23 protein-coding genes and 3 tRNA genes are annotated in these 26,622 nt (G+C 64.1%); all 26 read right to left on the reverse strand.

Annotation, left to right across the window (positions count from 1 at the left end):
- Positions 1–31 precede the first annotated feature (31 nt).
- Positions 32–2,143, reverse strand: a complete 2,112-nt coding sequence (gene pnp, locus ORK51_RS14230; protein ID WP_019182695.1) for a polyribonucleotide nucleotidyltransferase — start codon at positions 2,141–2,143, stop codon at positions 32–34.
- A 147-nt stretch (positions 2,144–2,290) separates the two neighbouring features.
- Positions 2,291–2,551 (reverse strand): 30S ribosomal protein S15, encoded by a 261-nt coding sequence (rpsO, locus tag ORK51_RS14235; protein WP_019182694.1) that lies wholly within the window; start codon positions 2,549–2,551, stop codon positions 2,291–2,293.
- Positions 2,552–2,724: 173 nt separating this feature from the next.
- The gene (truB, locus tag ORK51_RS14240; RefSeq protein ID WP_266085309.1) at positions 2,725–3,636 is read right to left on the reverse strand and encodes a tRNA pseudouridine(55) synthase TruB; all 912 of its coding nucleotides are present in this window, start codon (positions 3,634–3,636) and stop codon (positions 2,725–2,727) included.
- Positions 3,637–3,754: 118 nt separating this feature from the next.
- Positions 3,755–4,177, reverse strand: a complete 423-nt coding sequence (rbfA, locus tag ORK51_RS14245) for a 30S ribosome-binding factor RbfA (RefSeq protein ID WP_019182692.1) — start codon at positions 4,175–4,177, stop codon at positions 3,755–3,757.
- A gap of 75 nt (positions 4,178–4,252) precedes the next feature.
- Complete coding sequence (gene infB / locus ORK51_RS14250) at positions 4,253–6,892, reverse strand: translation initiation factor IF-2 (protein WP_070425586.1); 2,640 nt, start codon at positions 6,890–6,892, stop codon at positions 4,253–4,255.
- A gap of 95 nt (positions 6,893–6,987) precedes the next feature.
- Entirely contained in the window at positions 6,988–8,499 is a 1,512-nt protein-coding gene (gene nusA, locus ORK51_RS14255) for a transcription termination factor NusA (protein ID WP_019182690.1), read from the reverse strand.
- A gap of 4 nt (positions 8,500–8,503) precedes the next feature.
- Positions 8,504–9,094, reverse strand: a complete 591-nt coding sequence (rimP, locus tag ORK51_RS14260) for a ribosome maturation factor RimP (protein ID WP_019182689.1) — start codon at positions 9,092–9,094, stop codon at positions 8,504–8,506.
- Positions 9,095–9,571: 477 nt separating this feature from the next.
- Positions 9,572–9,648: transfer RNA gene (locus ORK51_RS14265), tRNA-Met, on the reverse strand.
- Between the two features lie 217 nt (positions 9,649–9,865).
- Positions 9,866–9,942 (reverse strand) — tRNA-Met (locus ORK51_RS14270).
- Between the two features lie 121 nt (positions 9,943–10,063).
- Positions 10,064–11,524 carry an NADH-quinone oxidoreductase subunit NuoN gene (gene nuoN / locus ORK51_RS14275; protein WP_266085313.1) on the reverse strand — a complete coding sequence of 487 codons (1,461 nt, stop codon included), beginning with the start codon at positions 11,522–11,524 and terminating at the stop codon, positions 10,064–10,066.
- A gap of 36 nt (positions 11,525–11,560) precedes the next feature.
- Positions 11,561–13,069 carry an NADH-quinone oxidoreductase subunit M gene (locus tag ORK51_RS14280; RefSeq protein ID WP_019182687.1) on the reverse strand — a complete coding sequence of 503 codons (1,509 nt, stop codon included), beginning with the start codon at positions 13,067–13,069 and terminating at the stop codon, positions 11,561–11,563.
- Between the two features lie 23 nt (positions 13,070–13,092).
- Positions 13,093–15,285, reverse strand: coding sequence for an NADH-quinone oxidoreductase subunit L (nuoL, locus tag ORK51_RS14285; RefSeq protein WP_266085316.1), 2,193 nt, complete (start codon positions 15,283–15,285; stop codon positions 13,093–13,095).
- A gap of 7 nt (positions 15,286–15,292) precedes the next feature.
- Positions 15,293–15,598 (reverse strand): NADH-quinone oxidoreductase subunit NuoK, encoded by a 306-nt coding sequence (gene nuoK / locus ORK51_RS14290; RefSeq protein ID WP_019182685.1) that lies wholly within the window; start codon positions 15,596–15,598, stop codon positions 15,293–15,295.
- Positions 15,595–16,251 (reverse strand): NADH-quinone oxidoreductase subunit J, encoded by a 657-nt coding sequence (locus tag ORK51_RS14295; RefSeq protein ID WP_026069700.1) that lies wholly within the window; start codon positions 16,249–16,251, stop codon positions 15,595–15,597. The genes nuoK and ORK51_RS14295 overlap by 4 nt, the downstream gene beginning before the upstream one ends.
- 9 nt (positions 16,252–16,260) lie before the next feature.
- Positions 16,261–16,749, reverse strand: coding sequence for an NADH-quinone oxidoreductase subunit NuoI (nuoI, locus tag ORK51_RS14300; RefSeq protein WP_017355930.1), 489 nt, complete (start codon positions 16,747–16,749; stop codon positions 16,261–16,263).
- A 3-nt stretch (positions 16,750–16,752) separates the two neighbouring features.
- Positions 16,753–17,859: an NADH-quinone oxidoreductase subunit NuoH gene (gene nuoH / locus ORK51_RS14305; protein ID WP_070425590.1), complete on the reverse strand. Its 1,107-nt coding sequence runs from the start codon at positions 17,857–17,859 to the stop codon at positions 16,753–16,755.
- Entirely contained in the window at positions 17,856–20,090 is a 2,235-nt protein-coding gene (gene nuoG, locus ORK51_RS14310; RefSeq protein WP_070425591.1) for an NADH-quinone oxidoreductase subunit NuoG, read from the reverse strand. Before nuoG ends, nuoH begins: the two co-directional genes overlap by 4 nt.
- On the reverse strand, positions 20,087–21,427 hold the full coding sequence (nuoF, locus tag ORK51_RS14315) for an NADH-quinone oxidoreductase subunit NuoF (RefSeq protein ID WP_266085321.1): 1,341 nt from the start codon (positions 21,425–21,427) through the stop codon (positions 20,087–20,089). The genes nuoG and nuoF overlap by 4 nt, the downstream gene beginning before the upstream one ends.
- Before the next feature lie 3 nt (positions 21,428–21,430).
- Positions 21,431–21,958, reverse strand: coding sequence for an NADH-quinone oxidoreductase subunit NuoE (gene nuoE / locus ORK51_RS14320; RefSeq protein WP_019182680.1), 528 nt, complete (start codon positions 21,956–21,958; stop codon positions 21,431–21,433).
- Between the two features lie 94 nt (positions 21,959–22,052).
- Positions 22,053–23,360, reverse strand: a complete 1,308-nt coding sequence (locus tag ORK51_RS14325) for an NADH-quinone oxidoreductase subunit D (protein WP_046273237.1) — start codon at positions 23,358–23,360, stop codon at positions 22,053–22,055.
- On the reverse strand, positions 23,357–24,109 hold the full coding sequence (locus ORK51_RS14330) for an NADH-quinone oxidoreductase subunit C (RefSeq protein WP_019182678.1): 753 nt from the start codon (positions 24,107–24,109) through the stop codon (positions 23,357–23,359). The genes ORK51_RS14325 and ORK51_RS14330 overlap by 4 nt, the downstream gene beginning before the upstream one ends.
- Positions 24,110–24,141: 32 nt before the next feature.
- On the reverse strand, positions 24,142–24,696 hold the full coding sequence (locus tag ORK51_RS14335) for a NuoB/complex I 20 kDa subunit family protein (RefSeq protein WP_266085325.1): 555 nt from the start codon (positions 24,694–24,696) through the stop codon (positions 24,142–24,144).
- Positions 24,687–25,043 (reverse strand): NADH-quinone oxidoreductase subunit A, encoded by a 357-nt coding sequence (locus tag ORK51_RS14340; protein WP_026069699.1) that lies wholly within the window; start codon positions 25,041–25,043, stop codon positions 24,687–24,689. Before ORK51_RS14340 ends, ORK51_RS14335 begins: the two co-directional genes overlap by 10 nt.
- A gap of 112 nt (positions 25,044–25,155) precedes the next feature.
- A tRNA-Leu gene (locus ORK51_RS14345) sits at positions 25,156–25,240 on the reverse strand.
- 49 nt (positions 25,241–25,289) lie between these two features.
- Positions 25,290–25,730, reverse strand: coding sequence for a preprotein translocase subunit SecG (gene secG, locus ORK51_RS14350; RefSeq protein WP_070427438.1), 441 nt, complete (start codon positions 25,728–25,730; stop codon positions 25,290–25,292).
- 55 nt (positions 25,731–25,785) lie between these two features.
- Complete coding sequence (gene tpiA / locus ORK51_RS14355) at positions 25,786–26,541, reverse strand: triose-phosphate isomerase (RefSeq protein ID WP_046273238.1); 756 nt, start codon at positions 26,539–26,541, stop codon at positions 25,786–25,788.
- Positions 26,542–26,622: the final 81 nt, after the last annotated feature.

Consider the following 26,622-nt stretch of genomic DNA (forward strand, 5'->3'; position numbering starts at 1 on the left):
CCTCACCTGCCGACCGATCGGCGTGGGCCGATCACTCGGCGGCAGCGGCGCCTTCGCCTTCTTCGACGGCCTTCATCGACAGGCGGATACGGCCCTGCTTGTCGACTTCCAGGACCTTGACCTTGACCACATCGCCTTCCTTCAGCACGTCGCCGACCTTCTCGACGCGGTCGCTGGAGATCTGCGACACGTGGACCAGACCGTCCTTGCCCGGCAGGATCGTGACGAACGCACCGAAGTCCATGATCTTGGCGACCTTGCCTTCGTAGATGCGGCCCGGCTCGACGTCCGAGGTGATCTGCTCGATGCGGGCCTTGGCAGCCTGCGCAGCGATGGCGTTGACCGAGGCGATGACGATGGTGCCGTCATCCTGGATGTCGATCTGGGTGCCGGTTTCCTTGGTGATGGCCTGGATGGTGGAACCACCCTTGCCGATCACTTCGCGGATCTTGTCCGGGTGGATCTTGATGGTCAGCAGGCGCGGCGCGTAGTCCGACAGCTCTTCGCGCGGGGCGGTCAGGCCGTGGGCCATTTCACCCAGGATGTGCAGACGGCCAGCCTTGGCCTGCTGCAGTGCCTGCTTCATGATCTCTTCGGTGATGCCTTCGATCTTGATGTCCATCTGCAGGGCGGAGATGCCCTCAGCAGTACCGGCCACCTTGAAGTCCATGTCGCCCAGGTGATCTTCGTCACCCAGGATGTCGGACAGGACGACGAAGCGATCGCCTTCCTTGACCAGACCCATGGCGATACCGGCCACCGGCGACTTGACCGGCACGCCGGCGTCCATCAGGGCCAGCGAGGAACCGCAGACCGAGGCCATCGACGAGGAGCCGTTGGATTCGGTGATTTCCGACACCACGCGGATGGTGTACGGGAAGGCTTCCAGCGACGGCATCACTGCCAGCACGCCGCGCTTGGCGAGGCGGCCGTGGCCGATTTCGCGACGCTTCGGGCCCATCATGCGGCCGGTCTCACCCACCGAGTAGGGGGGGAAGTTGTAATGGAAGAGGAAGTTTTCCTTGTACTCACCGGCAACGGCATCGATGACCTGGCCATCACGGGCGGTGCCCAGGGTGATGGTCACGATGGCCTGCGTTTCACCGCGGGTGAACAGCGAGGAACCGTGGGTACGCGGCAGGATGCCGGTCTTCACCGAGATCGGGCGGACGGTGTCCAGCGCACGGCCGTCGATGCGGACCTTGGTGTCGAGCACCGAGTTGCGCATGGTGCTGTATTCCAGCTCGCCGAATTCCTTCGACAGTTCGGCCGGGTTCCAGCCGTCAGCGGCCACGCGGCCTGCCAGCGACTCGGTCACGTCCTTCTTGATCGCCGAGATGGCGTCACGGCGCTGCAGCTTGTCGCGCACCTGGAAGGCTTCGCCCAGGCGCGGGCCGATGGCTTCCTGCAGGGCGCTGATCAGCGCGGTGTTCTTGGCCGGGGCTTCCCAGGTCGACGGCTTGGTGCCGGCTTCCACGGTCAGCTCGTTGATCGCGTTGATGACCTTCTGCATTTCGCGATGACCGAAGGTCACAGCGCCCAGCATCACGTCTTCGGACAGCAGCGCGGCTTCGGATTCCACCATCAGCACGGCGTTGGCGGTACCGGCGACAACCAGCTCCAGCTCCGAATCCTTCAGTTCGGTCACGGTCGGGTTGAGGATGTACTCACCGTTCTTGTAACCCACCTTGGCGGCGGCGATCGGACCCTTGAACGGGGTGCCGGCCAGCGACAGCGCGGCCGAGGCGCCGATCAGGGCAGCGATGTCACCATCGATGTCCGGGTTCAGCGACATCACCGTGGCGATGATCTGAACTTCGTTCTTGTAGTCTTCCGGGAACAGCGGACGGATCGGGCGATCGATCAGGCGCGAAATCAGCGTCTCTTTTTCGGTCGCGCGGCCTTCGCGCTTGAAGAAGCCACCCGGGATACGGCCACCGGCGTAGAACTTCTCCTGGTAGTCACAGGTCAGGGGGAAGAAGTCCTGGCCCTCACGCGCGCTCTTGGCGGCAACGGCGGAGACCAGCAGCACGGTGTCGTCGAACTTGACGATGACGGCGCCACCTGCCTGACGGGCGATTTCGCCGGTTTCAAGCGTGACGGTGTGCTTGCCGTACTGGAAGGTTTTGGTGATTTTTGCCACGGGGGTTTCCTTGGATGATGCTTTCTTCAATGGACCGCGGGCGACCCTTGCCGCCGACGGGTGACCGGTTGTCCGGCCCAGGCGTTTATTGCGGTACTACCAAAACAAAACCGCGGCGCATTCCTGCGCCGCGGTGGGGGTTCGTGCTTAGCGACGCAGGCCGAGCTTTTCGATCAGGGCCTTGTAACGCGGAGCGTCTTTCTTCTTCAGGTAGTCGAGCAGGCTGCGGCGACGGTTGACCATCTGCAGCAGACCACGACGGCTGTGGTGATCCTTCTTGTGGGTCTTGAAGTGGCCGGTCAGCAGTTCGATGCGGGCGGTCAGCAGGGCGACCTGGACTTCCGGGGAGCCGGTGTCAGCCGCGCTGCGCTTGTTTTCTTCAATGACCTTCTGGGTGTCGATCGACATATCAGTTTTCTCTTGGATGCGTGGCCCGCAGAAACGTCCGGTTGACGTACCGCGCGACTCGCCGTTAACGAAAGGATGAACCCGCAGAACGCGGGAAGCCTGAAAAGGCCGCGAAATTGTAACGTCAGCGGCCGTCCGGGACAAGGACCGGGGTGGTGCCCGGCCGGGGCCGGTCAGAGGTTGAACAGGCGCTGCGGGGCCAGCAGACCGGTCTCGTCGACCTGCCCCAGGCCCTGGATCGCCTCGCCCGGCCCGAACACGACCACCCCACCCTGCGGCCAGCCAGCATCGCGGATGCGCTGGCCCACGCGGAAGCGAGGGGTCTGCTCCTCGTTCAGCGTAACCCGGGAGTAATGCGCCAGACCCGCGTCCAGCGGCAGCAGCAGGGCCTCCATGCCGGCCTCATCGCCCTGCTCGGCCAGGCCGCGCAGGGTCTCCAGGGTGACCATCGGCGCCTCACGGAAGGGATCCACCCACAGCCGGCGCAGGCCGGCGATATGGGCGCCGCAGCCCAGGGTCTCGCCCAGATCGCGGGCCAGGCTGCGGATGTAGGTGCCTGAACCGCAGGTCACCCGCAGCGACAGACGGGTCGGCTGCTGGTCCAGCACCTCCAGGGCGTGGACCTCCACGTCGCGTTCGGGGGCCTCGATGGCCTCACCGCGGCGCGCCTTCAGATACAGCGGCTCGCCGCCCTGCTTGAGCGCGGAGTAGATCGGCGCGCGCTGGCGGATGCGACCGCGCAGCGGTGCCAGCGCCGCCTCCAGTTCGGCCGCGCTGATGGCCGGCACCGGCCGCTCGCGCAGTACCGCGCCATCGGAATCATCGGTATCGGTGGTCTGGCCCAGCACCACCTCGGCGTCATAGGCTTTGGCCGAGCCCAGCAGCAGACCGGCGATCTTGGTAGCTTCACCAAAGCACAGTGGCAGCAGGCCAGTCGCCAGCGGATCCAGGCTGCCGGTGTGGCCGCCCTTCTCGGCGCGGTACAGACGGCGTGCCACCTGCAAGGCTGCGTTGGAGCTCATGCCGGTCGGCTTGTCGAGCAGCAGGATGCCATCCAGGCGACGGAACGAAATTCGGGGTGCCATGCATTCAATTCAAATCGGCGCCGTGTGGCGCTGCCGGTCAATCCGGCCTCCGGCGGAGCGGTCGCACTGCGACAGGCCCCGCCCCATAAGACAACAGCCCTTGCGGGCTGTTGGTCCATCAGGCGTTCTTTTCGCCTTCGTCGGCAGCATCGTCGCCACCGTCGTCATCGCCCTGCCGGCTCTTCTCTGCCGCCAGCGTATCGGGCAGATCGCGCAGGATGTTGTCGATGCGCTCGCCGCGATCCACCGAATCATCGTAGTGGAAGTGCAGCTCGGGCACGTGACGCAGCTTCATCGCACGCGCCAGCTCCATGCGCAGGCCCCAGGCCAGTTCCTTCAGGCCCTTCATCGCTTCCACCGAACGTTCGGGCATCAGCGCCGTGACGAAGATCTTGGCATGTGCCATGTCACGGGTGATTTCCACGTCGGAGACGCTCACCGAAGGCAGGCCGTGTTCACGCACTGCGTTGTGCACGAGTGTTCCCAGTTCACGGCGGATCTGGGCGGAAACACGGTCGGTTCGATGGAAGGTCTTTGGCACGGTAGGCGGACTCGTCTTGAAGGGTGATGCGAAAGCGAAAAAGCCGGACCGCGTGATGCGGTCCGGCCTGGAACATTACAGGGTGCGCGGCACTTCGATACGCTCGAAGCACTCGATCTGGTCACCCGGCTTGACGTCGTTGTAAGCCTTCACGCCGATACCGCATTCGGTACCGTTGCGGACTTCCTCGACGTTCTCCTTGAAGCGACGCAGCGATTCCAGCTCGCCTTCGAAGACCACGACGCTGTCGCGCAGGACGCGGATCGGCTTGCTGCGCTTCACCGTACCTTCGATGATCATGCAGCCTGCGACGGCACCGAACTTCGAGCTGCGGAACACATCGCGGACCTGGGCGATACCGATGATCTCTTCGCGGATTTCCACGCCGAGCAGACCGGAGGCCACCTGCTTCACCTGATCGATCACGTCATAGATGATCGAGAAGTAACGCAGGTCCACACCGTTGGACTCGATGATGCGACGCGCGGAGGCGTCGGCACGCACGTTGAAGCCGATGACGGTGGCCTTGGAGGCAACCGCCGAGTTGGCGTCCGATTCGGTGATGCCGCCCACGCCGGAGTGGATCACGTTGATGCGGATGTCGTCGTTGGACAGCGCGACCAGTGCCTGGCTCAGCGCCTGCACCGAACCCTGCACGTCGGCCTTGATCACCAGGTTCAGCACCTGCTGGCCATCGCCCTTGCCCAGGGTCGCCATGATGTCTTCCATGCGGCTGCCAGCGGACTGCACCAGGCGCGATTCACGGCGCTTGGTTTCGCGCTGCTGCGCGACGTCCTTGGCCAGACGCTCGTCTTCGACCACGACGAAGTCATCGCCGGCATCCGGCACGCCGGACAGACCCAGCACCTGCACCGGAATCGACGGGCCAGCCTGGTCGGGCTGTGCGCCGGTTTCGTCGAACAGGGCGCGCACGCGGCCGTACTGGATACCGCAGACCAGGTAATCGCCCTTCTTCAGCGAACCCTGCTGCACCAGCACGGTGGCGATCGGGCCACGGCCCTTGTCCAGCGAGGACTCGATGACCACGCCGCTGGCGCGGCCGTCGGCCACGGCCTTCAGCTCCAGCAGTTCGGCCTGGATCGAGATCGCGTCCAGCAGGTCGTCGATGCCCAGGCCAGCCTTGGCCGAGATCTCGACCATCTGGGTATCGCCACCGAAGTCTTCGGACACGACCTGCTCGGTGAGCAGCTCGTTCTTGACGCGCATCGGATCGGCGCCGGACTTGTCGATCTTGTTGATCGCCACGATCAGCGGCACACCCGCCGAACGGGCGTGCTGGATGGCTTCCTTGGTCTGCGGCATGACGCCGTCATCGGCCGCCACCACCAGCACCACGATGTCGGTCAGCTTGGCACCGCGGGCACGCATGGACGTAAACGCCGCGTGGCCCGGGGTATCCAGGAAGCTGATCACGCCCTTCGGCGTTTCAACGTGGTACGCACCGATGTGCTGGGTGATGCCACCGGCTTCGCCCGTGGCGACCTTGGTGCGGCGGATGTAATCCAGCAGCGAGGTCTTGCCGTGATCGACGTGGCCCATGATGGTGACCACCGGCGGACGTGCCACCGGCTCGCCCTGGTTGCCACCGGCCAGCGCCAGCAGCGCGTCTTCGGCGTCGTTGGTGTTGGCACGGATCACGTTGTGGCCGAGTTCTTCGGTCACCAGCGCGGCGGTGTCGTGGTCGATGGTCTGGGTGATGGTCGCCATGACGCCCATCTTGAACAGCGCCTTGACCACATCGCCGCCCTTGACGGCCAGCTTCTGGGCCAGATCGGCGACGGTGATGGTGTCGCCGATGGTGACGTCACGCACGATCGGAGCGACCGGACGTTCGAAGCCATGGGCACCACCGCCACTGCGCGACTGGTTGCTGTCACGGCGGCTGCCGTGCTGCACGCGCCCGGTCGGACGACCGCGCGAGTTGCTGTTGTTGCCGCGGCGGGCACGATCGGCGGCCGACAGATGCAGCTGACCGGCAAAGCGGTTGCCACCATCGTCGTCGCGCTTGGCGCCCGGACGGTTGTTGTTGTTCGAGTTGCGATCGTCCGAACGCGGCGCCGGACGGGCAGCCGACGGTGCCGCCGGGCGCGCATTGCGCGCCGGTGCATCGGCAGCAGCCGGCTTGGCGGCAACCGGGGCCGGGGCCGGCGGTGCGTTCTTGGCCGCTTCGGCAGCGGCTTCAGCCGCCTTGCGCTCGGCTTCGGCACGTTCCTTGGCGTCGATTTCTTCCTGACGCTTGCGGGCGATCTCTTCATCGCGCGCACGGTCCTTCTCGGCCAGTGCGCGCTGCTCGTCCAGATTGCGCTGGCGGGATTCCTCCAGCTTGCGCAGGATGTCGGCGCGCTCCTCATCCGCGGTCATCGGCTTGCCGCTGGCGTCCTTCATGTAGGTACGCTTCTGGCGCACTTCCACGTTGACGGTGGTCTTGCTGCGGCCGGCACTGACGGTCACTTCCTGCAACTTGCGACGGTTCAGGGTGATCTTCTTGGCGGCTTCGTCGGTGCTCTCGACGGGCTGCTCGGTCTTGCCGTGCGAGCGACGAAGGAAGCCCAGGAGCTTCACCTTCTCGGTACTGGTCACGACCTGGTCGGGACCGCTGAACTTCATGCCGGCTTCGGCAAGTTGTACGAGCAGTTTATCGACCGGGGTATTGACCAGTTCGGCAAGCTTGCGGATGGTGGTTTGCTGCGACATTCGGATCCTATGATCTGGTTGGCGCTCCCTCGAAACGTGCGAAGGCAGCGCGGAGTCTAAGCCCTGAGCGGGTCAGGGCACTGTTCATCGCTGGCTCATTCGCCGCGCTCCAGGCGGGCGATCTCCTCGGCTCGGGCGGCAAGGATCAGGGCGGCGGCGCGCTCCTGGTCCATGTCCTCGATGCCGAACTCGAGGATCTCGTCGGCGGCCAGGTCCGACAGGTCCTCACTGGTACGCACGCCGTGACCGGCCAGGGCGTAGGCGGTTGCCTCGTCCATGCCTTCCAGGGCGAGCAGGTCTTCCGACGGCGAGCCGTCTTCCAGACCTTCTTCCACCGCCAGCGCTTCGTTGAGCAGCGCATCGCGGGCACGGGCACGCAGCTCTTCGACGATGTCTTCGTCGAAGCCTTCCACGGCCAGCAGTTCGCCGACCGGGACGTAGGCGATTTCTTCCACGGTGTTGAAGCCTTCGGTCACCAGGATGGCGGCGATTTCTTCATCCACTTCCAGCTTGTCCATGAACAGCTGGCGGGCAACGCCCTGCTCTGCCTCGGACTTGGCGGTCACCTGGTCCTGGGTCATCACATTGAGCTGCCAACCGGTCAGGCGGCTGGCAAGACGGACGTTCTGGCCGCCCTTGCCGATCGCCTGGGCCAGGCGCTCTTCCGCCACGGCCAGGTCCATCGAGTGCTTTTCTTCATCGACGATGATCGACTGCACTTCCGCCGGCGCCATCGCATTGATGACGAAGTTGGCGGGGTTCTCGTTCCACAGCACGATGTCCACGCGCTCGCCGTTGAGCTCGTTGGACACGGCCTGCACGCGCGAACCGCGCATGCCGATGCACGCACCGATCGGATCGGTACGCGAATCGTGGGCCAGCACGGCGATCTTGGCGCGGTCGCCCGGATCACGTGCGCAGGCCTTGATCTCGACCAGGCCCTGGCCGACTTCCGGCACTTCGAGCTTGAACAGTTCGATCATGAATTCCGGGGCGGCGCGGCTGATGAACAGCTGCGGTCCACGCGGTTCCGAACGGACTTCGGCCAGGTAACCGCGCACGCGGTCGCCAGCGCGCAGCACGTCGCGCGGAATGCCCTTGTCCTTCGGAATGAAGGCCTCGGCGTTGCCGCCCAGGTCCACATAGATGTTGCCGCGCTCGGCGCGCTTGACCACACCGGTGACCAGTTCGCCAACGCGATCCTTCCACGCATCGACCACCTGCTGACGCTCGGCCTCGCGCACGCGCTGGACGATCACCTGCTTGGCGGCCTGTGCGGCGATACGGCCGAAGTCCGGGTTTTCGATCTGCTCTTCGATGAAATCGCCGACTTCCACGCCGTCGGCTTCATCGATGGCGTCCATCAGACGGATCTGGCGGTCCGGAGACTCCATGACCACGTCATCGGCCACCACTTCCCAGCGGCGGAAGGTTTCGTAGTTGCCGTCCTTGTGGTCGATCGACACACGGGCCAGCACTTCTTCTTCCGGGTAACGCTTTTTGGCAGCCGAAGCCAACGCTGCCTCGATGGCATCGAAGATGACTTCGCGCGGGACGCCTTTTTCGTTGGCGACCGCATCCACTACCAGCAAAAGTTCCTTGCTCATTGGCTCACTCCGCGCGCGGCTTTTTGGCCGCCGGCTCGTTGGATGGTTTCTTGTTCGCCTTGCCACCCTGTTTGGGTGCCGGGCCAGTCGGTTTGGTCGGAGCCAGGCCGAGGGCGGCCCAGTCCGGCATGATGCGTGCCTTGTCGATGTTTTCGATGTCGGCGGTGAACGGAGCATTGTCGACCTTGAAGGTCACCGTGCCCTGTTCGATATCCACGGCGAGAATCTCGCCCTGCAGACGGCGGCGGCCGTCCTGCGGCAGGCTGAGCGTCACCTTGGCCGATTCGCCGATGGCGCGCTGGAACTGCTCACCGGTGAACAGCGGGCGGTCCACGCCCGGCGAAGACACTTCCAGCGTGTAGTTCGCCGTGATCGGGTCTTCGACGTCCAGCTGGGCGGACACTTCGCGGCTGACGCGCTCGCAATCGTCGATGTTGACGATGCGCTCGGGCTGTTCGGCCAGCGGCACGTCGATGTACAGGCGCAGCGTGGCACCACCCGGGGCGGTCAGATATTCCACGCCCAGCAGCTCGAGACCCAGCGACTGAACGGTGGGGGCGAGCAGATTCGCGATTTCGGTTGCCTTGTCGCTCACAGTCGGCCTTGATTCGTTGAAAAGAAATACGGTCTGGTCCATGGCTTGGACCACCTTCCGGAAACAACAAAGGGCCCGTTGGGCCCCTGTCCGGTACAACTCCGGTCATGCTGGATTCCGGTGCAGATGCGCACGTGGTGCGAATCTGCGAGCCCAGCGTTCCGGGGGGTCACGGCGGCCTGGGTACAGGTTGCCGTTCCTGGAAGCCGGTCGCGGGGCCTGTTCATATCCCTTGAGGGGATAGGAATAGACAGTCCGCTAAGCCACTGATGATAGCCGTTGCACCGCGCTGGTGCAATGGTTGGGGTGGCCTCTGGCGTCCCTGTTCGAAAAGCTGAACAGCCAAGCGGCTGTGTAACCTTCGTCGTGGGCAGCGGCGCGGGCAGGTCCGAAGAAGGCGCCGTGACCCAACGAAAAAAGCGACCTCGTTGCCGAGATCGCCTTTTCGTCTACTGCATCTGCACTGCAGATTTTCTGTGGTAGCGGGGGCAGGATTTGAACCTGCGACCTTCGGGTTATGAGCCCGACGAGCTGCCAGACTGCTCCACCCCGCAGCAGAAGCGGAATTGTAAGGGAGTTTTCATCCCCGTGCAACCCCATGTTGAAACGAATACCTCGCACCGAGGAACGGCAGCCGGGGGACGGTTTCCTCCCCTGCCCAGGAGAGCAGCCGACCAACGGTCGGCTCTACCGGGCCTGGAACGAAAAAAGCGACACCGTCTCCGGTATCGCTTGATTCGTCCACTGCCTCCGGTTTGCACCGGAGCTATATGGTAGCGGGGGCAGGATTTGAACCTGCGACCTTCGGGTTATGAGCCCGACGAGCTGCCAGACTGCTCCACCCCGCAGCAGAAGCGGATGAGTGCGGAAGGCCCGGGGGACTTCCTAGCAACGATCTTCTGGCGAAACCGCTGCATCAACAACTCAGGAGATGAATATTACACGAGTTGCGCACGTTTGTATCGTTTTTTACGAAATTTGTGCAAATGCCTGCTGGCACCACACCATGATCGGGTTCCACGCCACGCCCAGGGCCAGCAGCGCCAGCGCGTTCACGCCCAGCACCACGCCCAGCACGCGGTCGTTGTTGGCCGGCAGCGGCTCGCCCACCGGCTCATCGAAGTACATGACCTTGATGACGCGCAGGTAGTAGAAGCAGCCGATCACGGCGCAGATCACGCCGACCATGGCCAGCCACAGCATGTCGCCCTGGATCGCCGCGCCGAGGACGGCCAGCTTGGTCCAGAAGCCCAGGAACGGCGGGATGCCTGCCAGCGACGCCATGATGCACAGCACCAGGCCGGCCATCCACGGGTTGCGGGCATTGAGGCCCTTGAAGTCTTCGATCTTCTCCGCTTCAAAGCCGTTGCGCGACAGCGCGATGATCGCGCCGAACGCGGCCGTGGACATGATCGCGTAGCTCAGGGCGTAGAACAGCGCCGCCGAGTAGCCACGCTCGCCACCACCGGCCATGCCCATCAGCAGGAAGCCGATGTGCGAGACGGTCGAGAAGGCCAGCATGCGCTTGAGGTTGGTCTGCGCGATCGCCATCAGGTTGCCGATTACCAGCGACAGTGCGGCCAGCCCACCAATGAGGTACTTCCACTCGTCGGCCAGCGGGCCCACGCCCATCTCCAGCAGGCGGTAGGCCATGCCGAACGCGGCCAGCTTCGGGGCCGAGCTGATGAACAGCGCGACCGGTGCCGGGGCACCCTGGTACACGTCGGGCAGCCACATGTGGAACGGGGCGGCACCCAGCTTGAAGGCCACGCCGGCGATCATGAACACCGCGCCGGTCAGCAGCAGCATCTTCTCTTCGGTGTGCGGAATGGCAGCGTTGATCGCATCCAGATGCAGCGAGCCGGTGGCGCCGTAGATCAGCGACATGCCGTACAGCAGCAGGCCCGAGGCCAGCGAACCGAGCACGATGTACTTCATCGCCGCTTCCGAGGCCAGACCGTTCTCACGGTTGCTGGCGACCAGTGCGTACGAGCACAGCGCCAGCAGTTCCAGGCCCAGGTAGACCATCAGCAGGCTGCCGGCCGAGACCAGGATCATCATGCCTGCGGTGGCGAACAGGATCAGCACCGGGATCTCACCTTGGTACAGCTTGCGCTCGCGCAGGTAGCTCCAGCCGTAGATCAGGGTCAGGCCGCTGCACAGCACGATCACGGTCTTCATCACGTCGGCCGCGTTGTCGCGGACGAACATGCCGTGGAAGACCTCGCCCTGCCCGCCCATTCCGGTGGCGAGCATGAAGAACACGACCGCCAGCGCAGCGATCGAGAACAGGTGGGTCCAGATCTTGTTCTTCTCACTGATGAAAAGATCAAGCATCAACAGGGCGAACGCACTGCCGACCAGCACCAGCTCGGGAGCGAGCGGCGGGAGGTCAGCGGCGGTCAGTGGCAACAGCGGCGAGGTGGTCATCATCAAATCCTGGAATCAATACTCTCGACGGCCCGATTACAGCAGCTTGCTGGATGCGATCTGCATCGCCAGCTTCGCGATCGAGGGCTCCATCAGGTCGGTCAGCGGCTTGGGGTACAGGCCCAGGGCAAGGGTGCCCACGGCGAATACACCCAACACCAGCCACTCGCGACCGTTGATGTCCTTCAGTTCGGCGACATGGGCGTTGGCCACTTCACCGAAGAACACGCGCTTGTACAGCCACAGCGTATACGCCGCGGTGATCACCAGGGTGCTCGCCGCGCCGAGTGCCAGCCACGGATTGCGCTGGAAGCTGGCCATGATGATCATGAATTCACCGACGAAGCCGCTGGTACCCGGCAGGCCGGCATTGGCCATGAAGAACAGCATGGCGAAGGTGGCGAACCAGGGCATCACGTTGACCACGCCGCCGTAATCGGCGATGCGGCGGCTGTGCATGCGGTCGTACAGGACGCCGACGCAGGAGAACATCGCGCCGGACACGAAGCCGTGCGAGACCATCTGCACCATCGCGCCCTGCAGGCCCAGACGGGCGGCATCCGGGTTGCCGGCGTCGCGCACCAGCCACATGGCGATGAAGGTACCCAGGGTCACGAAGCCCATGTGCGCGATCGACGAATAGGCGATCAGCTTCTTCATGTCGTCCTGCACCAGGGCGACCAGGCCAACGTAGATCACCGCCACCAGCGACAGCGCGATCACCAGCCAGGCCCACTCATGCGAGGCGTCCGGCACGATCGGCAGGTTGAAGCGCAGGAAGCCGTAGCCACCGATCTTCAGGGCGATGGCGGCCAGGATCACCGAACCGGCGGTCGGCGCTTCCACGTGGGCGTCCGGCAGCCAGGTGTGGACCGGGAACATCGGCACCTTGACCGCGAAGGCGATCAGGAAGGCGAAGAAGATCCACGTCTGTTCCTTGCCCGACAGCTGCAGCTGGTACAGGTCGGCCAGCTGGAAGCTGCCGCCCTTCAGGTACAGGTAGATCAGGGCTACCAGCATCAGCACCGAGCCGAGGAAGGTGTACAGGAAGAACTTGAGCGCGGCGTAGATGCGGCGCGGGCCGCCCCAGACACCGATGATCAGGAACATCGGGATCAGCATCGCTTCGAAGAACACGTAGAACAGCATCGCGTCCGTCGCCGAGAAGATACCGACGGTGACACCCTCCAGGATCAGGAAGGCGGCCACGTACTGGTTCACGCGCTTGTCGATCGCGCTCCAGGCACCGATCAGGGCCAGCACCGAGACCAGCGTGGTCAGCAGGATCAGCGCGATCGCGATGCCGTCGACGCCGAGGTTGTAGCCGATGTCGTAGGCGGGGATCCAGGCGCGGGTCTCGACGAACTGCAGTGCGTCGATTCCCGTGTCATAGCCGCTGAGCAGCGACAGGCTGGCCACGAAGGTCAGCACCGCGACGCCCAGGGACGCCCACCGGGCGGTTTGGGCATCCCGGATGGCAAGGATCAATGCACCGCCGATGATCGGCAGCCAGATGAGAACACTAAGTAGGGGCCAGTTCGACACGTCTTCTTATTCCGTACAGGTCATCAACGCAGGTAATGCATCAGGACGCCCAGAAGGGCAATCAGGCCGATGATCATCGCGAAGGCGTAGTGATAGAGGAAACCGGATTGGGTGCGACGCAGCAGGTTGGCCGCCAGATCGATCAGGCGCGCCGAACCGTTGACCACCACACCATCGACCACATTCGTGTCGATCGCGCGCGAAACCTTGCCGAGCTTGATACCGCCGCCGGCGAAACCGCCGATCCAGAGCTTGTCGAAGCCGTACTTGTTCTCCAGCACCGACACGATCGGCGCGAAGGTCTTGCGGGCCTTGCCGGCCAGTTCCGGCTTCCACAGGTAGAACAGCGCCGCCAGCAGGAAGCCGACCACCGTCAGGATGAAGGCCGGGGCCATCATGCCGTGGATCGCGAAGGCCACCGGGCCGTGGAATTCTTCGGCCAGCGCACCAATGGTGTTGCGCGCCGGGTCGTAGAAATCAACGATGCCGGTGAAGAACGTGTGCACCTGGCCCGGGATGGCGGTGTCGGCGTGGTGGCCGGCCCAGTCGGTGCCATACAGCATCGGACCGATGCTGAAGAAACCGATGACCATCGAGGGGATCGCCAGCAGGATCAGCGGCAGCGTCACCACCCACGGGGTTTCGTGCGGCTCATGCGCGCCATGGCCGTGGCCATGATCGTCATGATGCGCGTCGCCATGGTGGGCGTCGGCTGCGTGCGCGTCTGCGGCGTGATGATCGTCATGGCCATGGCCGTGATCGTCATGCGCATCGCGGAAGCGTTCCTTGCCATGGAAGGTCAGGAACAGCAGGCGGAAGCTGTAGAAGCTGGTGACGACCACGCCACCCAGCACCGCCCAGTACCCGTAGGTCGCCACCCAGCTCGAGGAGACATGCGCGTGGTGCTGCGCGGCCTCGATGATGGTGTCCTTGGAGTAGAAGCCGGAGAAGAACGGGGTGCCGACGAGGGCCAGCGTACCGATCCACATGGTGATGAAGGTGATCGGCATGTACTTGCGCAGGCCGCCCATCTTGCGCATGTCCTGCTCGTGGTGCATGGCGATGATCACCGAGCCCGCGCCGAGGAACAGCAGCGCCTTGAAGAAGGCATGGGTCATCAGGTGGAACACGGCCGCCGAGTAGGCCGACACACCCAGGGCGACGGTCATGTAGCCCAGCTGGGACAGCGTGGAGTACGCGACGACGCGCTTGATGTCGTTCTGCACGATGCCGATCAGGCCGGTGAAGAACGCGGTGGTGGCACCGATGAACAGCACGAAGTTCAGCGCGGTCTGCGACAGCTCGAACAGCGGCGACATGCGGGTGACCATGAAGATGCCCGCGGTGACCATGGTCGCGGCGTGGATCAGGGCCGAGATCGGGGTCGGGCCTTCCATCGAGTCCGGCAGCCAGACGTGCAGCGGCACCTGGGCCGACTTGCCCATCGCACCGATGAACAGGCAGATGCAGATCACGGTGGCGACCGACCAGATCACCGGCTCGCTCATCACCGGAATGGAGGTGCCGAACAGGTTGATCGTGCCCGACCAGATCTGGATCAGCGCATCCGGGTGGCCCAGCACCTGCGCATTGGCGAACACGGTGGCGTAATCGAGGGTGCCGAACACCCACAACACGCCGGCGATGCCGAGGATGAAGCCGAAGTCACCGACACGGTTGACCAGGAAGGCCTTCATGTTGGCGAAGATGGCGGTCGGGCGCTTGAACCAGAAGCCGATCAGCAGGTACGAGACCAGGCCCACCGCTTCCCAGCCGAAGAACAGCTGCAGGAAGTTGTTGCTCATCACCAGGGTGAGCATCGAGAAGGTGAACAGCGAGATGTAGCTGAAGAACCGCTGGTAGCCCGGGTCGTCCTGCATGTAGCCGATGGTGTACACGTGCACCAGGAAGGACACGAAGGTCACCACGACCATCATCATCGCGGTGAGCTTGTCGACCATGAAGCCGACGTGCGCCGAGTACTGGCCCACTTCGAAGAACGTATAGATGTTCTGGTTGAACGGCTGGGCGCCGCCCCACAGCAGCATGTACAGCACATAGCTGGACAGCACGCAGCTGACCGCCACGCCGAGGATGGTGACCGCCTGCGCGCCAGCGCGACCGACCTGACGACCGAACAGGCCGGCGATGATGCTGCCGAACAGCGGTGCGAGCACCACTGCGATCAACAGACTCTTGGAGAGAGTGATTTCCATCTACGGATCAGCCCTTCAGCGAATCGACTTCGCCGACATTGATGGTGCGGCGAGTACGGAACAGGGTTACCAGGATCGCGAGGCCGATGGCGGCCTCGGCCGCGGCCACGGTCAGGATGAAGAAGACGAACAGCTGTCCGGCCGTATCACCCATCTCACGCGAGAACCCGACGAAATTGATGTTGACCGACAGCAGCATCAACTCGATGGACATCAGCAGCACGATGATGTTCTTGCGGTTGAGGAAGATGCCGGCAAGGCTGATGCAGAACAGCACCGCGCCGAGCGCCAGAATGTGGCCAAGCGTGATCATGGCTGCGCCTCCTCGTTGCTGGACGGCTTGATGTTGGTGTGCACGACCGGCTTCTCCGCGTCCATCTTGACCACGCGCAGGCGGTCGCTGCCCTTGACCATGGTCTGCTCGGACGGGTTCTGGGTCTTCAGGCCGGTGCGGCGACGCAGGGTCAGCATCACGGCGGCAACCACGGCCACGGTCAGGATGACGGCGGCGAACTCGAACGGCAGCAGGTATTCGGTGAACAGGCTGCGGGCCAGCCAGGTGATGTTGGAGGTGTCGGCAGCCAGCGCGGCAGCGTTGTCGGCCGGGAACGGATTGACCGCCCTGCCCTTCACGCCGATCAGCACCAGCATCTGCACCAGCATCGTGACCGCCACCACCAGGCCGAGCGGCAGGTAACGCACCCAGCCCTCACGCAGGTTGGAGGGATCGATGTCCAGCATCATCACCACGAACAGGAACAGCACCATGACCGCGCCGACGTAGACCAGCACCAGGGCCACGCCCAGGAACTCGGCGCCGACCAGGATCCAGATGCAGGCCACGGAGAAGAAGGTCAGGATCAGGCACAACACGGCATAGACCGGATTGCGCACGCTGATCACCGCCGCGGCGGAAATGCCCGCCACGATGGAGAAGACCCAGAAACTGATATTTACCCAATCCATCATTCGACCTCAGCGGAAAGCGGCATCGGCGGCGCGACGCTCGGCGATCTCGGCTTCAAGCCGATCACCGATGGCCAGCAGCTGCGGCTTGGTAACGATGTTCTCGCCACGGTTCTCGAAGTGGTACTCGAGAATGTGGGTCTCGACGATCGAGTCCACCGGGCAGCTTTCTTCGCAGAAGCCGCAGAAGATGCACTTGAACAGATCGATGTCGTAACGGGTGGTACGGCGGGTGCCGTCCTCGCGCTTGGCCGAATCGATGGTGATCGCCAGCGCCGGGCACACCGCTTCGCACAATTTGCATGCGATGCAGCGTTCCTCGCCGTTGGGGTAGCGGCGAAGCGCATGCAGGCCGCGGAAACGCGGCGACTGCGGGAACTTCTCCATCGGGTACATCAGCGTGTACTTGGGCTTGAAGGCGTACTTCAGGGTCAGCCACAGACCACCGAGCAGCTCAAGGAGCAGCAGGCTTTTGAAGTAATGGGTAATTCGGTTCATCGCTTAGACGCCCTTCTGGATCACGCCGTAAAACACCATCAACGCCGTCACTGCAATCCAGAAGATGGTGAGCGGGATGAAGACCTTCCAGCCCAGACGCATGATCTGGTCGTAACGGAAGCGCGGGAAGCTGGCACGGAACCAGATGTAGGAGCTGGCGAAGAAGAAGACCTTCAGCAGCAGCCACGGCCAGCCGCCCACCCAGATCCACTCAACCCACGGCGCAATGGCCTGGTTGCTGAGCTGGATGTCGAACCAACCTTGGAACGGGCTCAGCCAACCACCGAGGAAGAAGATCGAGATCAGGAAGCTGATCAGGATCATGTTGGCGTATTCGGCCAGGAAGAACAGCGCGAAGGCACCACCGGAGTACTCGACCATGTGGCCGGCCACGATTTCCGATTCACCTTCCACGACGTCGAACGGCGCGCGGTTGGTTTCGGCAACGCCGGACACCCAGTACACGATGAACAGCGGGAACAGCGGCAGCAGGAACCAGTCGAACAGACCGGAGTTGCCCGCCTGCGCCATCACGATGTTGCTCAGGTTGAGGCTGCCCGAAGCGATCATCACGCCGACCAGGGCAAAGCCCATCGCGATTTCGTAGCTGATCATCTGCGCCGAGGCACGCATCGCACCGAGGAACGCGTACTTCGAGTTGGAGGCCCAACCGGCCAGGATGATGCCGTACACGCCCAGCGAGGTCATCGCCAGCAGGTACAGCAGGCCGGCGTTGGCGTTGGAGAGCACGATCCGGGCGTCGAAGGGAATCACCGACCATGCCGCGAAGGCCGGGCCCAGGGTGATCAGCGGCGCCAGGATGAACATCGCCTTGTGCGAGCTGCTCGGCTGGATGATTTCCTTGAACAGCAGTTTGAAGACGTCGGCGAAGGCCTGGAAGATGCCCATGCCGACATACATCGGGCCATGACGCACGTGCATCCAGCCGATCAGCTTGCGCTCCCAGACCACGTAGAAGGCCACCGAGATGATCACCGGCATGGCGATCACCAGGATCTTCAGGATGATCCAGAGCAGCGCGCCGATGTCGCCCAGTGACAGCAGCCACTGGTGCAGCGGATCGACCGCGTTCAACAGCAATTCGTTCATGCAGCCACCACCGTTACGCGTGCGGCACCCAGCGGTGCGGTTGCACCGTGGCCCGATTCAATCCAGACCGACCCAGCGGCAACGCGGGCGTCGACCACCACCGGCAAGGTGGCACGGCCGGCATCGGTGCCGACCTTGGCCATCTGGCCTTCCACCAACTGCAGGCGGGCAGCGTCGTCGGCGTTGAGCACGATGCGCGGGGCGTTGTTGAGCGGATGCGACTGCAGCGCCTGGGCACGACGGACCACCGCATCGGTGCGGTAGATCGCGGCGGTCGAGGTCACTTCCAGGCCCTCGCCCGCCACCGGCGTGGCCGCCGAAGACGACACGTTGACGCTGACCGCGGCCAGGCTGGCGCGCAGGCCGGCCAGATCGGTGAACTCGAAACCGGCCAGCGACAGTTCGCCGCCCAGTGCACGCAGCACGCGCCAGCCTTCACGCGCCTCGCCCGGCAGCTTGCCGCCGGCACGCGCCGACTGCTCGCGACCATCGAGGTTGGTCAAGGTGGCATCCACTTCCGGCAGCGCGCCGATCGGCAGGATCACGTCGGCCACATCGCGGGTCGAGGCACAGGCGAACTGGCTGAAGGCCACCACCTGGGCACCGGCCAGTGCCTTGCGGGCAGCGGCGGCGTCGGCGAAGTCCAGGCCCGGCTCGATGCCGTAGATGGCGTACGCCTTGCGCGGCTGCGCCAGCATGGCGTTGACGTCCTTGCCGGCCGGCAGCACGCCGGCGCGGGTCAGGCCCACGGCATTGGCGCCCTGCGGGATGCGGCACAGCTTGGCACCGGTCGCAGCGGCGAAATCACGCGCGGCGGCGCGGATCGCGGCAGCCTGCGGGTGGTTTTCGGCGATGCCACCGACGATCAGCACGGCATTGCTGGCGCCCTTGACCGCGTCGCGCAGGTCGGCATTGCCGAGCGCGTCGATGAAGGCCGACGGGGCAACGATCTGCTTGCTGGCCAGCTTGAACGCGAAATCGAAGTCCACCGGGTTGACGGCATGGATCTTCGCGTTGCGCGTGGTCTGTGCCTTGCGCAGCCGGGCATGCAGCAGCGGCAGCTCGTGGCGGATGTTGCTGCCGAGCACGACGATGCTGTCCGCGCCTTCGATCTCGGCCAGCGGCAGGCCGAAGACTTCGGCGGTGGCGGCGTCGGAGAAGTCGCGGTTGTTGATGCGGTGATCGATGTTGGTGGTGCCCAGGCCGGTGGCGAGGCGGGCCAGCAGCGCGCCCTCCTCGTTCGAGGCCGACGGGTGCACCAGCACGCCGAGGTCGTCGCCCTGGTTCGCGGCGAAGATTTCCTTGGCGGCGGCCAGGCCTTCAGCCCAGCTCACTTCCTTCCACTCGCCGTTGACCTTGCGCAGCGGCTTGACCGCACGGTCATCGCTGTACAGGCCCTGGTGCGAATAGCGGTCGCGATCGGACAGCCAGCATTCGTTGACGGCTTCGTTGTCGCGCGGCACTGCGCGCAGCACTTCGCCGCGACGCACGTGCAGGAACAGGTTCGAGCCCATCGCGTCGTGGTAACCCAGCGACTCACGCGCGGTCAGTTCCCACGGACGGGCGCGGAACTGGAACACCTTGTTGGTCAGCGCGCCGACCGGGCAGACATCGACGACGTTGCCGGACAGCTCGGTGGTCAGCGGCTTGCCGTCGTAGGTGCCGATCTGCAGGTTTTCACCGCGGTACATGCCACCCAGTTCGTAGGTACCGGCAACGTCGGCGGTGAAGCGGACGCAGCGGGTGCACTGGATGCAGCGGGTCATTTCCGTGGCGACCAGCGGACCGATGTCCTCGTCGGGCACCACGCGCTTGCGCTCGTTGAAGCGGCTGACCGAACGGCCATAGCCCAGCGACACGTCCTGCAGCTCGCACTCGCCGCCCTGATCGCAGATCGGGCAGTCCAGCGGATGGTTGATCAGCAGGAATTCCATCACCGAGCGCTGGAACTTCAGCGCCTTTTCACTGCGGGTGGCGACCTTCATGCCATCCATGACCGGCGTGGCGCAGGCCGGTGCCGGCTTGGGCGACTTTTCCACGTCGACCAGGCACATGCGGCAGTTGGCGGCGATCGGCAGCTTCTCGTGGTAGCAGAAGCGCGGGATCGGAATGCCGGCCTTGTCGGCGGCCTGGATGATCATCGAGCCCTTGGGCACGACCAGGGACTGGCCGTCGATTTCGACGGTCACGTGATCCGGTGGCACGCTCGGGTTTACGGGTTGCGCGCTCATGCGGCGGCTGCCTCCACCTTCTTGCCGTCAACCATCGAATGACCGTTGACGATGTAGTACTCGAATTCGTCCCAGAACTGGCGCAGGAAGCCCTGGATGGGCCATGCCGCCGCTTCACCGAACGCGCAGATGGTGTGGCCTTCGATCTGGCCGGCCACCGTCTTCAACTGATGCAGGTCTTCCATCGTGGCCTTGCCGGCGACGATGCGCTCCAGCACGCGGTGCATCCAGCCGGTGCCTTCACGGCACGGGGTGCACTGCCCACAGGATTCCTTGTGGAAGAACTGGCTGATGCGGCAGGCGAACTTGACGCAGCAGACGCTGTCGTCCAGCACCACGATGGCGCCCGACCCCAGACCGGTGCCCAGGGCACGCAGGGTGTCGTAGTCCATCTGCAGGCCCTTGAGCTCTTCAGCCTTCAGCACCGGCATCGAGACGCCGCCCGGGACCGCGCCCTTGAGCGTGCGGCCCGGCTTCAGACCACCGGCCATTTCCAGCAGCTCGTCGAAGGTGGTGCCCAGCGGCACTTCGAAGTTGCCGCCCTTCTGCACGCAGCCGGAGACCGAGAAGATCTTCGGGCCGCCGTTCTTGGTCAGGCTCAGGCCCTGGAACCACTCCGGACCGTTGCGGATGATCGCCGGCACCGAGGCATAGGTCTCGGTGTTGTTGATCGTCGACGGCTTGCCGTACAGGCCGAAGTTGGCCGGGAACGGCGGCTTGTAGCGCGGCTGGCCCTTCTTGCCTTCCAGCGATTCCATCAGCGCGGTTTCTTCGCCGCAGATGTACGCGCCGGCGCCCAGCGCACCGTAGATGTCGATGTCCACGCCGCTGCCGAGGATGTCCTTGCCCAGCCAGCCGTTCGCGTACGCGTCGGCCAGGGCCTGCTCGAAGTTCTCGAACGGCTCGTGGTGGAACTCGCCACGCAGGTAGTTGTAGCCCACGGTCGAGCCGGTGGCGTAGCAGGCGATCGCCATGCCTTCCACCACCGAATGCGGGTTGTAACGCAGGATGTCGCGGTCCTTGCAGGTACCCGGCTCGGATTCATCCGAGTTGCACAGGATGTACTTCTGCATCGTGCCCTTGGGCATGAAGGACCACTTCAGGCCGGTCGGGAAGCCCGCGCCGCCACGGCCGCGCAGGTTGGACTGCTTGACCATCTCGATGACCTGCTCCGGCGAGATCTTCTCTTCGAGGATCTTGCGCAGGGCGGCGTAACCGCCGGTCTTGAGGTAGTTTTCATACGACCACGGAGTGTCGTAATGCAGGGTGGTGTAGACCACCTGGTGCGGCAACGGTGCGGGACCGACCGGACCACTGGGTGCGTGATGATGTGCCATGTCTTACTCCAACCCGTCCAGCAGCTCGTCGACTTTCTCGACGGTCAGGCGCTCGTGGTAATGGCCGTTGATGACCATCATCGGCGCACCGGCGCAACCGGCCAGGCATTCTTCTTCGCGCTTGAGGTAGATGCGGCCATCGGCGGTGGACTGACCGGTCTTGCAGCCGAGCTTCTTCTCGGCGTGCGCGACCAGGTCTTCGGCGCCGTTCAACCAGCAGCTGATGTTGGTGCAGAAGGCGACGTTGTGGCGGCCGACCTTCTCCAGTTCGAACATCGAATAGAAGCTGGCGACCTCGTAGGCCCACACCGGCGGCAGGTCCAGGTACTTGGCGACGCCGGCGATCAGCTCGTCGGTCAGCCAGCCCGCATTCTGTTCCTGTGCGGCGTGCAGGCCCTGCAGGACAGCCGAGCGCTTGCGGTCCGGCGGGAACTTGGCCAGCCAGTGATCGATGTGCGCACGGGTCTTGTCACTCAAGACCACCATCGGGTCGACGTCGCGCGCCGCCTCGAAATTACCTGTCGCCTTCATCGGCCGACCTCAGCGAATACGAAATCGTTAAAAACCAGAACCTGCAGCGCCGGCAGCAGCCGGCGGGTGTCAGGCATCGTGCAAGCGGATGCGATCACCGGTCCACCTCACCGAACACCAGGTCGTAGGTGCCGATCATGGCCACCACGTCGGCGAGCATGTGCCCGCGCACGACCGAGTCGATCGAGGACAGATGGGCGAAGCCCGGCGCGCGCAGGTGCACGCGGAACGGCTTGTTGGCGCCATCGGACATCAGGTAGCAGCCGAACTCGCCCTTGGGCGCTTCGACGGCGGCGTAGGTTTCGCCGGCCGGGACGCAGTAGCCTTCACTGAACAGCTTGAAGTGATGGATCAGCGCTTCCATGTCGTCCTTCATGTCTTCGCGGCTGGGCGGCGCGACCTTGAAGTTCTTGACCATGACCGGGCCCGGGTTGGCCTTCAGCCAGGTGACGCACTGCTTGATGATGCGGTTGGATTCGCGCATCTCGGCCACGCGGCACAGGTAACGGTCGTAGCAGTCACCTTCCTTGCCGAGCGGGATGTCGAACTCGACCGCGTCGTACTTGGCATACGGCTGCTTCTTGCGCAGATCCCAGGCGATGCCCGAGCCGCGCAGCATCACGCCGGTCATGCCCCAGGCATGGGCCAGTTCCGGGGTGACCACGCCGATGCCGACCGTACGCTGCTTCCAGATACGGTTGTCGGTCAGCAGGGTTTCGTATTCGTCCACGCGCTTGGGGAACTCGACGGTGAAGTTCTCCAGGAAATCCAGCAGCGAACCTTCGCGCGAGGCGTTGAGGTTCTTCAGGGCCTTGCCCTTGTGCCAGCGCGATTCCTTGTACTTGGGCATGTGGTCCGGCAGGTCACGGTAGACGCCGCCCGGACGGTAGTACGCTGCGTGCATGCGCGCGCCGGAGACCGCTTCGTAGCAGTCCATCAGCTCTTCGCGCTCACGGAAGGCGTACAGCATGACCGCCATCGCGCCCAGATCGAGCGCGTTGGAACCCAGCCACATCAGGTGATTCAGGATGCGGGTGATTTCGTCGAACATGGTGCGGATGTACTGCGCACGCTCCGGCGCCTCGATCCCCATCAGGGTCTCGATCGCGCGCACGTAGGCGTGCTCGTTGCACATCATCGACACGTAATCCAGGCGATCCATGTAGCCGATCGACTGGTTGAACGGCTTGGACTCGGCCAGCTTTTCGGTACCACGGTGCAGCAGGCCCACGTGGGGGTCGGCACGCATGATGGTTTCGCCGTCCATTTCCAGGATCAGGCGCAGCACACCGTGCGCGGCCGGATGCTGCGGACCGAAGTTCATCGTGTAGTTGCGGATCTCCTGGCGCAGTTCGGCCGGGTTGCTCGCAAAGGCCTGGCTGGCCTGGGTGAATTCACTCACTTGCTTGCCTCCGACTGCGCGGATTCACCGGCAGCGGTCTGGAAACGGGCGTCGTCACGGATCACGCGCGGCACGCCGACACGCGGTTCGACCGAGGTCACCGGTTCATAGATGACGCGCTGTTTTTCTTCGTCGTAGCGCACTTCGACGTTGCCGATCAGCGGGAAATCCTTGCGGAACGGATGGCCGACGAAGCCATAGTCGGTCAGGATGCGGCGCAGGTCCGGGTGACCTTCGAAGATCACGCCGAACAGATCGAACGCTTCGCGCTCGAACCAGTTCAGGCCCGGCCAGATGTTGGTCAGCGAAGCGACCACCGGCAGCTCCTCGTTCGGCGCAAAGCAGCGGATGCGCATGGTGAGGTTGTGCTGGTAGGAACGCAGCTGGGCGACAACGGCAAACCGCTGCAGCGGGATCGGCTGCGGCTGGGCACCATCGCTGGTTTCGCGGGTGGGGAATTCACCCCAGGCGAAACGGCCGACGGACTTGCCCTCGACGCCACGGCTGAAACCCTGGGACGACACATCGGCCGTATCCCATTCGTCGCTGCCATAACCGAGATAATCCAGGCCGCACAGATCAACGGCCTGCTCGAAACCGAATTCGTCGCGCAGCGCCAGAGCGGTGGCATGCCAGTCAGCGGCGGGCACTTCCAGCGTCACTTCGCCGCGGGGTTCGACCACGAAGACCTGCGCACCTGCGAAACGTGCGGAAAGTCGGTCGATGAAGGAATGTGCTTGCTCTGCCATGGGGGCTTGGCGTGCTCTTGTCAGGAGGGATGTCAGCGGGCGATGGTCTGCGTACGCCAGATCTTCTTCTGCAACTGCAGGATCCCGTACACCAGCGCTTCGGCGGTAGGTGGGCAGCCGGGGACATAGATGTCCACCGGCACCACGCGGTCACAGCCACGCACTACTGCATAGGAGTAGTGGTAGTAGCCGCCACCGTTGGCGCAGCTGCCCATCGAGATGACCCACTTCGGGTCCGGCATCTGGTCATAGACCTTGCGCAGGGCCGGAGCCATCTTGTTGACCAGGGTGCCGGCCACGATCATCACGTCGGACTGACGCGGCGACGGGCGGAACACCACGCCGTAACGGTCAAGATCCAGGCGCGCCGCACCGGCGTGCATCATTTCCACTGCGCAGCAGGCCAGACCAAAAGTCATCGGCCACATCGAACCGGTACGCGCCCAATTCAACAGCGCATCGACGCTGGTGGTCACGTAGCCCTTGTCGAGCAGGGGGTTGTCGCCTTCGGGGCGCAGGATGTCATCGACCCGCCCTTCCGGGACCGGGTTGTTCATCAGGCCGTCGAGCGTCTGAATTACTCCCATTCCAGCGCTCCCTTCTTCCAGACGTAAATGAAACCGAGGAAAAGCATGCCTACGAAGAGGCCCATCGTGACCAGCGAACGTGCGCCCAGTTCCATGAAGACCTGGGTCCACGGCACGATGAAGATGATTTCCAGATCAAATACGATGAACTGAATCGCGATCAGGTAGTAGCGCACATCGAACTTCATGCGCGCGTCCTCGAAAGCCTCGAAGCCGCATTCGTACGGCGAGAGCTTTTTAAGATCAGGACGTCGGGGACCGAGGAATCGGCCAACCAGCATCAGCGCAACGCCGATACCGGTGGCAACGATCAGAAACAGCAGAGACGGCAAATATTCGGCCAGCACAGCGATTCTCTCTTGCCTCTGCCGCTGCGCCTGCAGGCGCTTTGGCATGGGGGAGTGGACGGATACCGCTACCTGGCGCTTTGCGCGCCAGACGAACCCGCTTACAAACAAATGGTGCCCAAGAGGGGACTCGAACCCCTACGACTCTCGTCGCTACCACCTCAAGGTAGTGCGTCTACCAATTCCGCCACCTGGGCTTACGATCGCACCGGTTGTTCTCCAGTGCGCCGCATATTGTAACCGTCTTCAGCGAGTCTGGGTGCCTTCCGAAGGCTTTTCTTCACCAGATTTCGGAGTTTCCGCCTGAGCCGGCACAGTGGCCGACGGAACAGGCTGCTGCGCCGGGGCTTCCGGGGCCTTGGGCACGGCCGGAAGCTCGCCTGCGGGTGCGGCCGGCGCAGTGGCGGCCGGCGCCGACATCAGGCCGAGGTCCTGCTGTGCTGCCGGGCGCGAGCCATGGCTGGCGTACCAGGCCATGAAGAGGCTGATGCCGAAGAACACCACGGCCAGCCACTTGGTCGACTTGGACAGGAAGTTGGACGCACCACGTGCGCCGAACACGGTGCCCGAGGCGCCGGCACCGAAACCCGACCCTGCGGCCGCGCCGGAACCACGCTGCATCAGGATGAGCGCGATCATGGCCACTGCGACCAGCACGTAGACCACATTGAGGATCAACATCAGCATTTCGAATCCGTCCTCGGACATGTCGTGCCGGCGATTGGGCCGACAACGTAACTAATTAGCGCCCCGCCGCCGCGGCAGCGATGGCAAGGAAGTCCGCGGCCACCAGCGAGGCGCCGCCCACCAGCCCACCATCGACATCGGGCTGTGCGAACAGTTCCGCGGCGTTGTCGGGCTTCACGCTGCCGCCATAGAGGATCGACAGTGAATCCGCAATTCTAGCATCGAGCTTGGCCACTTCGCCACGGATGAACGCGTGGACCTGCTGGGCCTGCTCCTTGGAGGCGGTCCGGCCGGTGCCGATGGCCCAGACCGGCTCATAGGCGACCACGGCCTGGGCGAACCCTGCGGCCCCGACCAGATCCAGCACCGGGGCCAGCTGGGCGGCGATGACCGCCTCGGTCTGGTTGGCTTCGCGCTGCTCGAGCGTCTCACCGACGCACAGGATCGGGGTCAGACCGGCATGCAGGGCGGCGGCGAACTTGCGGGCGACCAGTTCGCTGCTTTCAGCGTGGTACTGCCGGCGCTCGGAGTGACCGACCAGGCCGTAGCGGGCCCCGACTTCGGCCAGCATGGTGGCCGAGACTTCACCGGTGTAGGCGCCCTTTTCATTGCTGCTGACGTCCTGGGAGCCGAACGCGACGGCGCGGCCTTCGAAGGCTTCGACCAGCTCGCCCAGATACGGCAGCGGCGGCAGGACCACGACGTCGACGCCCTGCAGCGGGAGGTCGGCAACCAGGTCACTGACCAGGTCGGTGGCGAATTGGCGGCTGCCGTGCAGCTTCCAGTTACCGGCGACGATCTTGCGGCGCATGGCGGGGGCTCCTTTGGGTATCAGCCGGCCATGATAACGGATGCAACGAAATGGCGTTGGCCAGAAAACGCTTACATTTCA

Source organism: Stenotrophomonas sp. RIT-551, assembly GCF_026241915.1.
GTDB lineage: Bacteria > Pseudomonadota > Gammaproteobacteria > Xanthomonadales > Xanthomonadaceae > Stenotrophomonas > Stenotrophomonas bentonitica_A.

Coding starts and splice junctions, on each gene's coding strand:
- rpsO (WP_019182694.1), bottom strand. CDS start 2,551: ATGTCGATCGACACCCAGAAGGTCATTGAAGAAAACAAGCGCAGCGCG.
- truB (WP_266085309.1), bottom strand. CDS start 3,636: ATGGCACCCCGAATTTCGTTCCGTCGCCTGGATGGCATCCTGCTGCTC.
- infB (WP_070425586.1), bottom strand. CDS start 6,892: ATGTCGCAGCAAACCACCATCCGCAAGCTTGCCGAACTGGTCAATACC.
- nusA (WP_019182690.1), bottom strand. CDS start 8,499: ATGAGCAAGGAACTTTTGCTGGTAGTGGATGCGGTCGCCAACGAAAAA.
- nuoN (WP_266085313.1), bottom strand. CDS start 11,524: ATGACCACCTCGCCGCTGTTGCCACTGACCGCCGCTGACCTCCCGCCG.
- nuoL (WP_266085316.1), bottom strand. CDS start 15,285: ATGGAAATCACTCTCTCCAAGAGTCTGTTGATCGCAGTGGTGCTCGCA.
- nuoK (WP_019182685.1), bottom strand. CDS start 15,598: ATGATCACGCTTGGCCACATTCTGGCGCTCGGCGCGGTGCTGTTCTGC.
- ORK51_RS14295 (WP_026069700.1), bottom strand. CDS start 16,251: ATGGATTGGGTAAATATCAGTTTCTGGGTCTTCTCCATCGTGGCGGGC.
- nuoI (WP_017355930.1), bottom strand. CDS start 16,749: ATGAACCGAATTACCCATTACTTCAAAAGCCTGCTGCTCCTTGAGCTG.
- nuoH (WP_070425590.1), bottom strand. CDS start 17,859: ATGAACGAATTGCTGTTGAACGCGGTCGATCCGCTGCACCAGTGGCTG.
- nuoG (WP_070425591.1), bottom strand. CDS start 20,090: ATGAGCGCGCAACCCGTAAACCCGAGCGTGCCACCGGATCACGTGACC.
- nuoF (WP_266085321.1), bottom strand. CDS start 21,427: ATGGCACATCATCACGCACCCAGTGGTCCGGTCGGTCCCGCACCGTTG.
- nuoE (WP_019182680.1), bottom strand. CDS start 21,958: ATGAAGGCGACAGGTAATTTCGAGGCGGCGCGCGACGTCGACCCGATG.
- ORK51_RS14330 (WP_019182678.1), bottom strand. CDS start 24,109: ATGGCAGAGCAAGCACATTCCTTCATCGACCGACTTTCCGCACGTTTC.
- ORK51_RS14335 (WP_266085325.1), bottom strand. CDS start 24,696: ATGGGAGTAATTCAGACGCTCGACGGCCTGATGAACAACCCGGTCCCG.
- secG (WP_070427438.1), bottom strand. CDS start 25,730: ATGCTGATGTTGATCCTCAATGTGGTCTACGTGCTGGTCGCAGTGGCC.
- tpiA (WP_046273238.1), bottom strand. CDS start 26,541: ATGCGCCGCAAGATCGTCGCCGGTAACTGGAAGCTGCACGGCAGCCGC.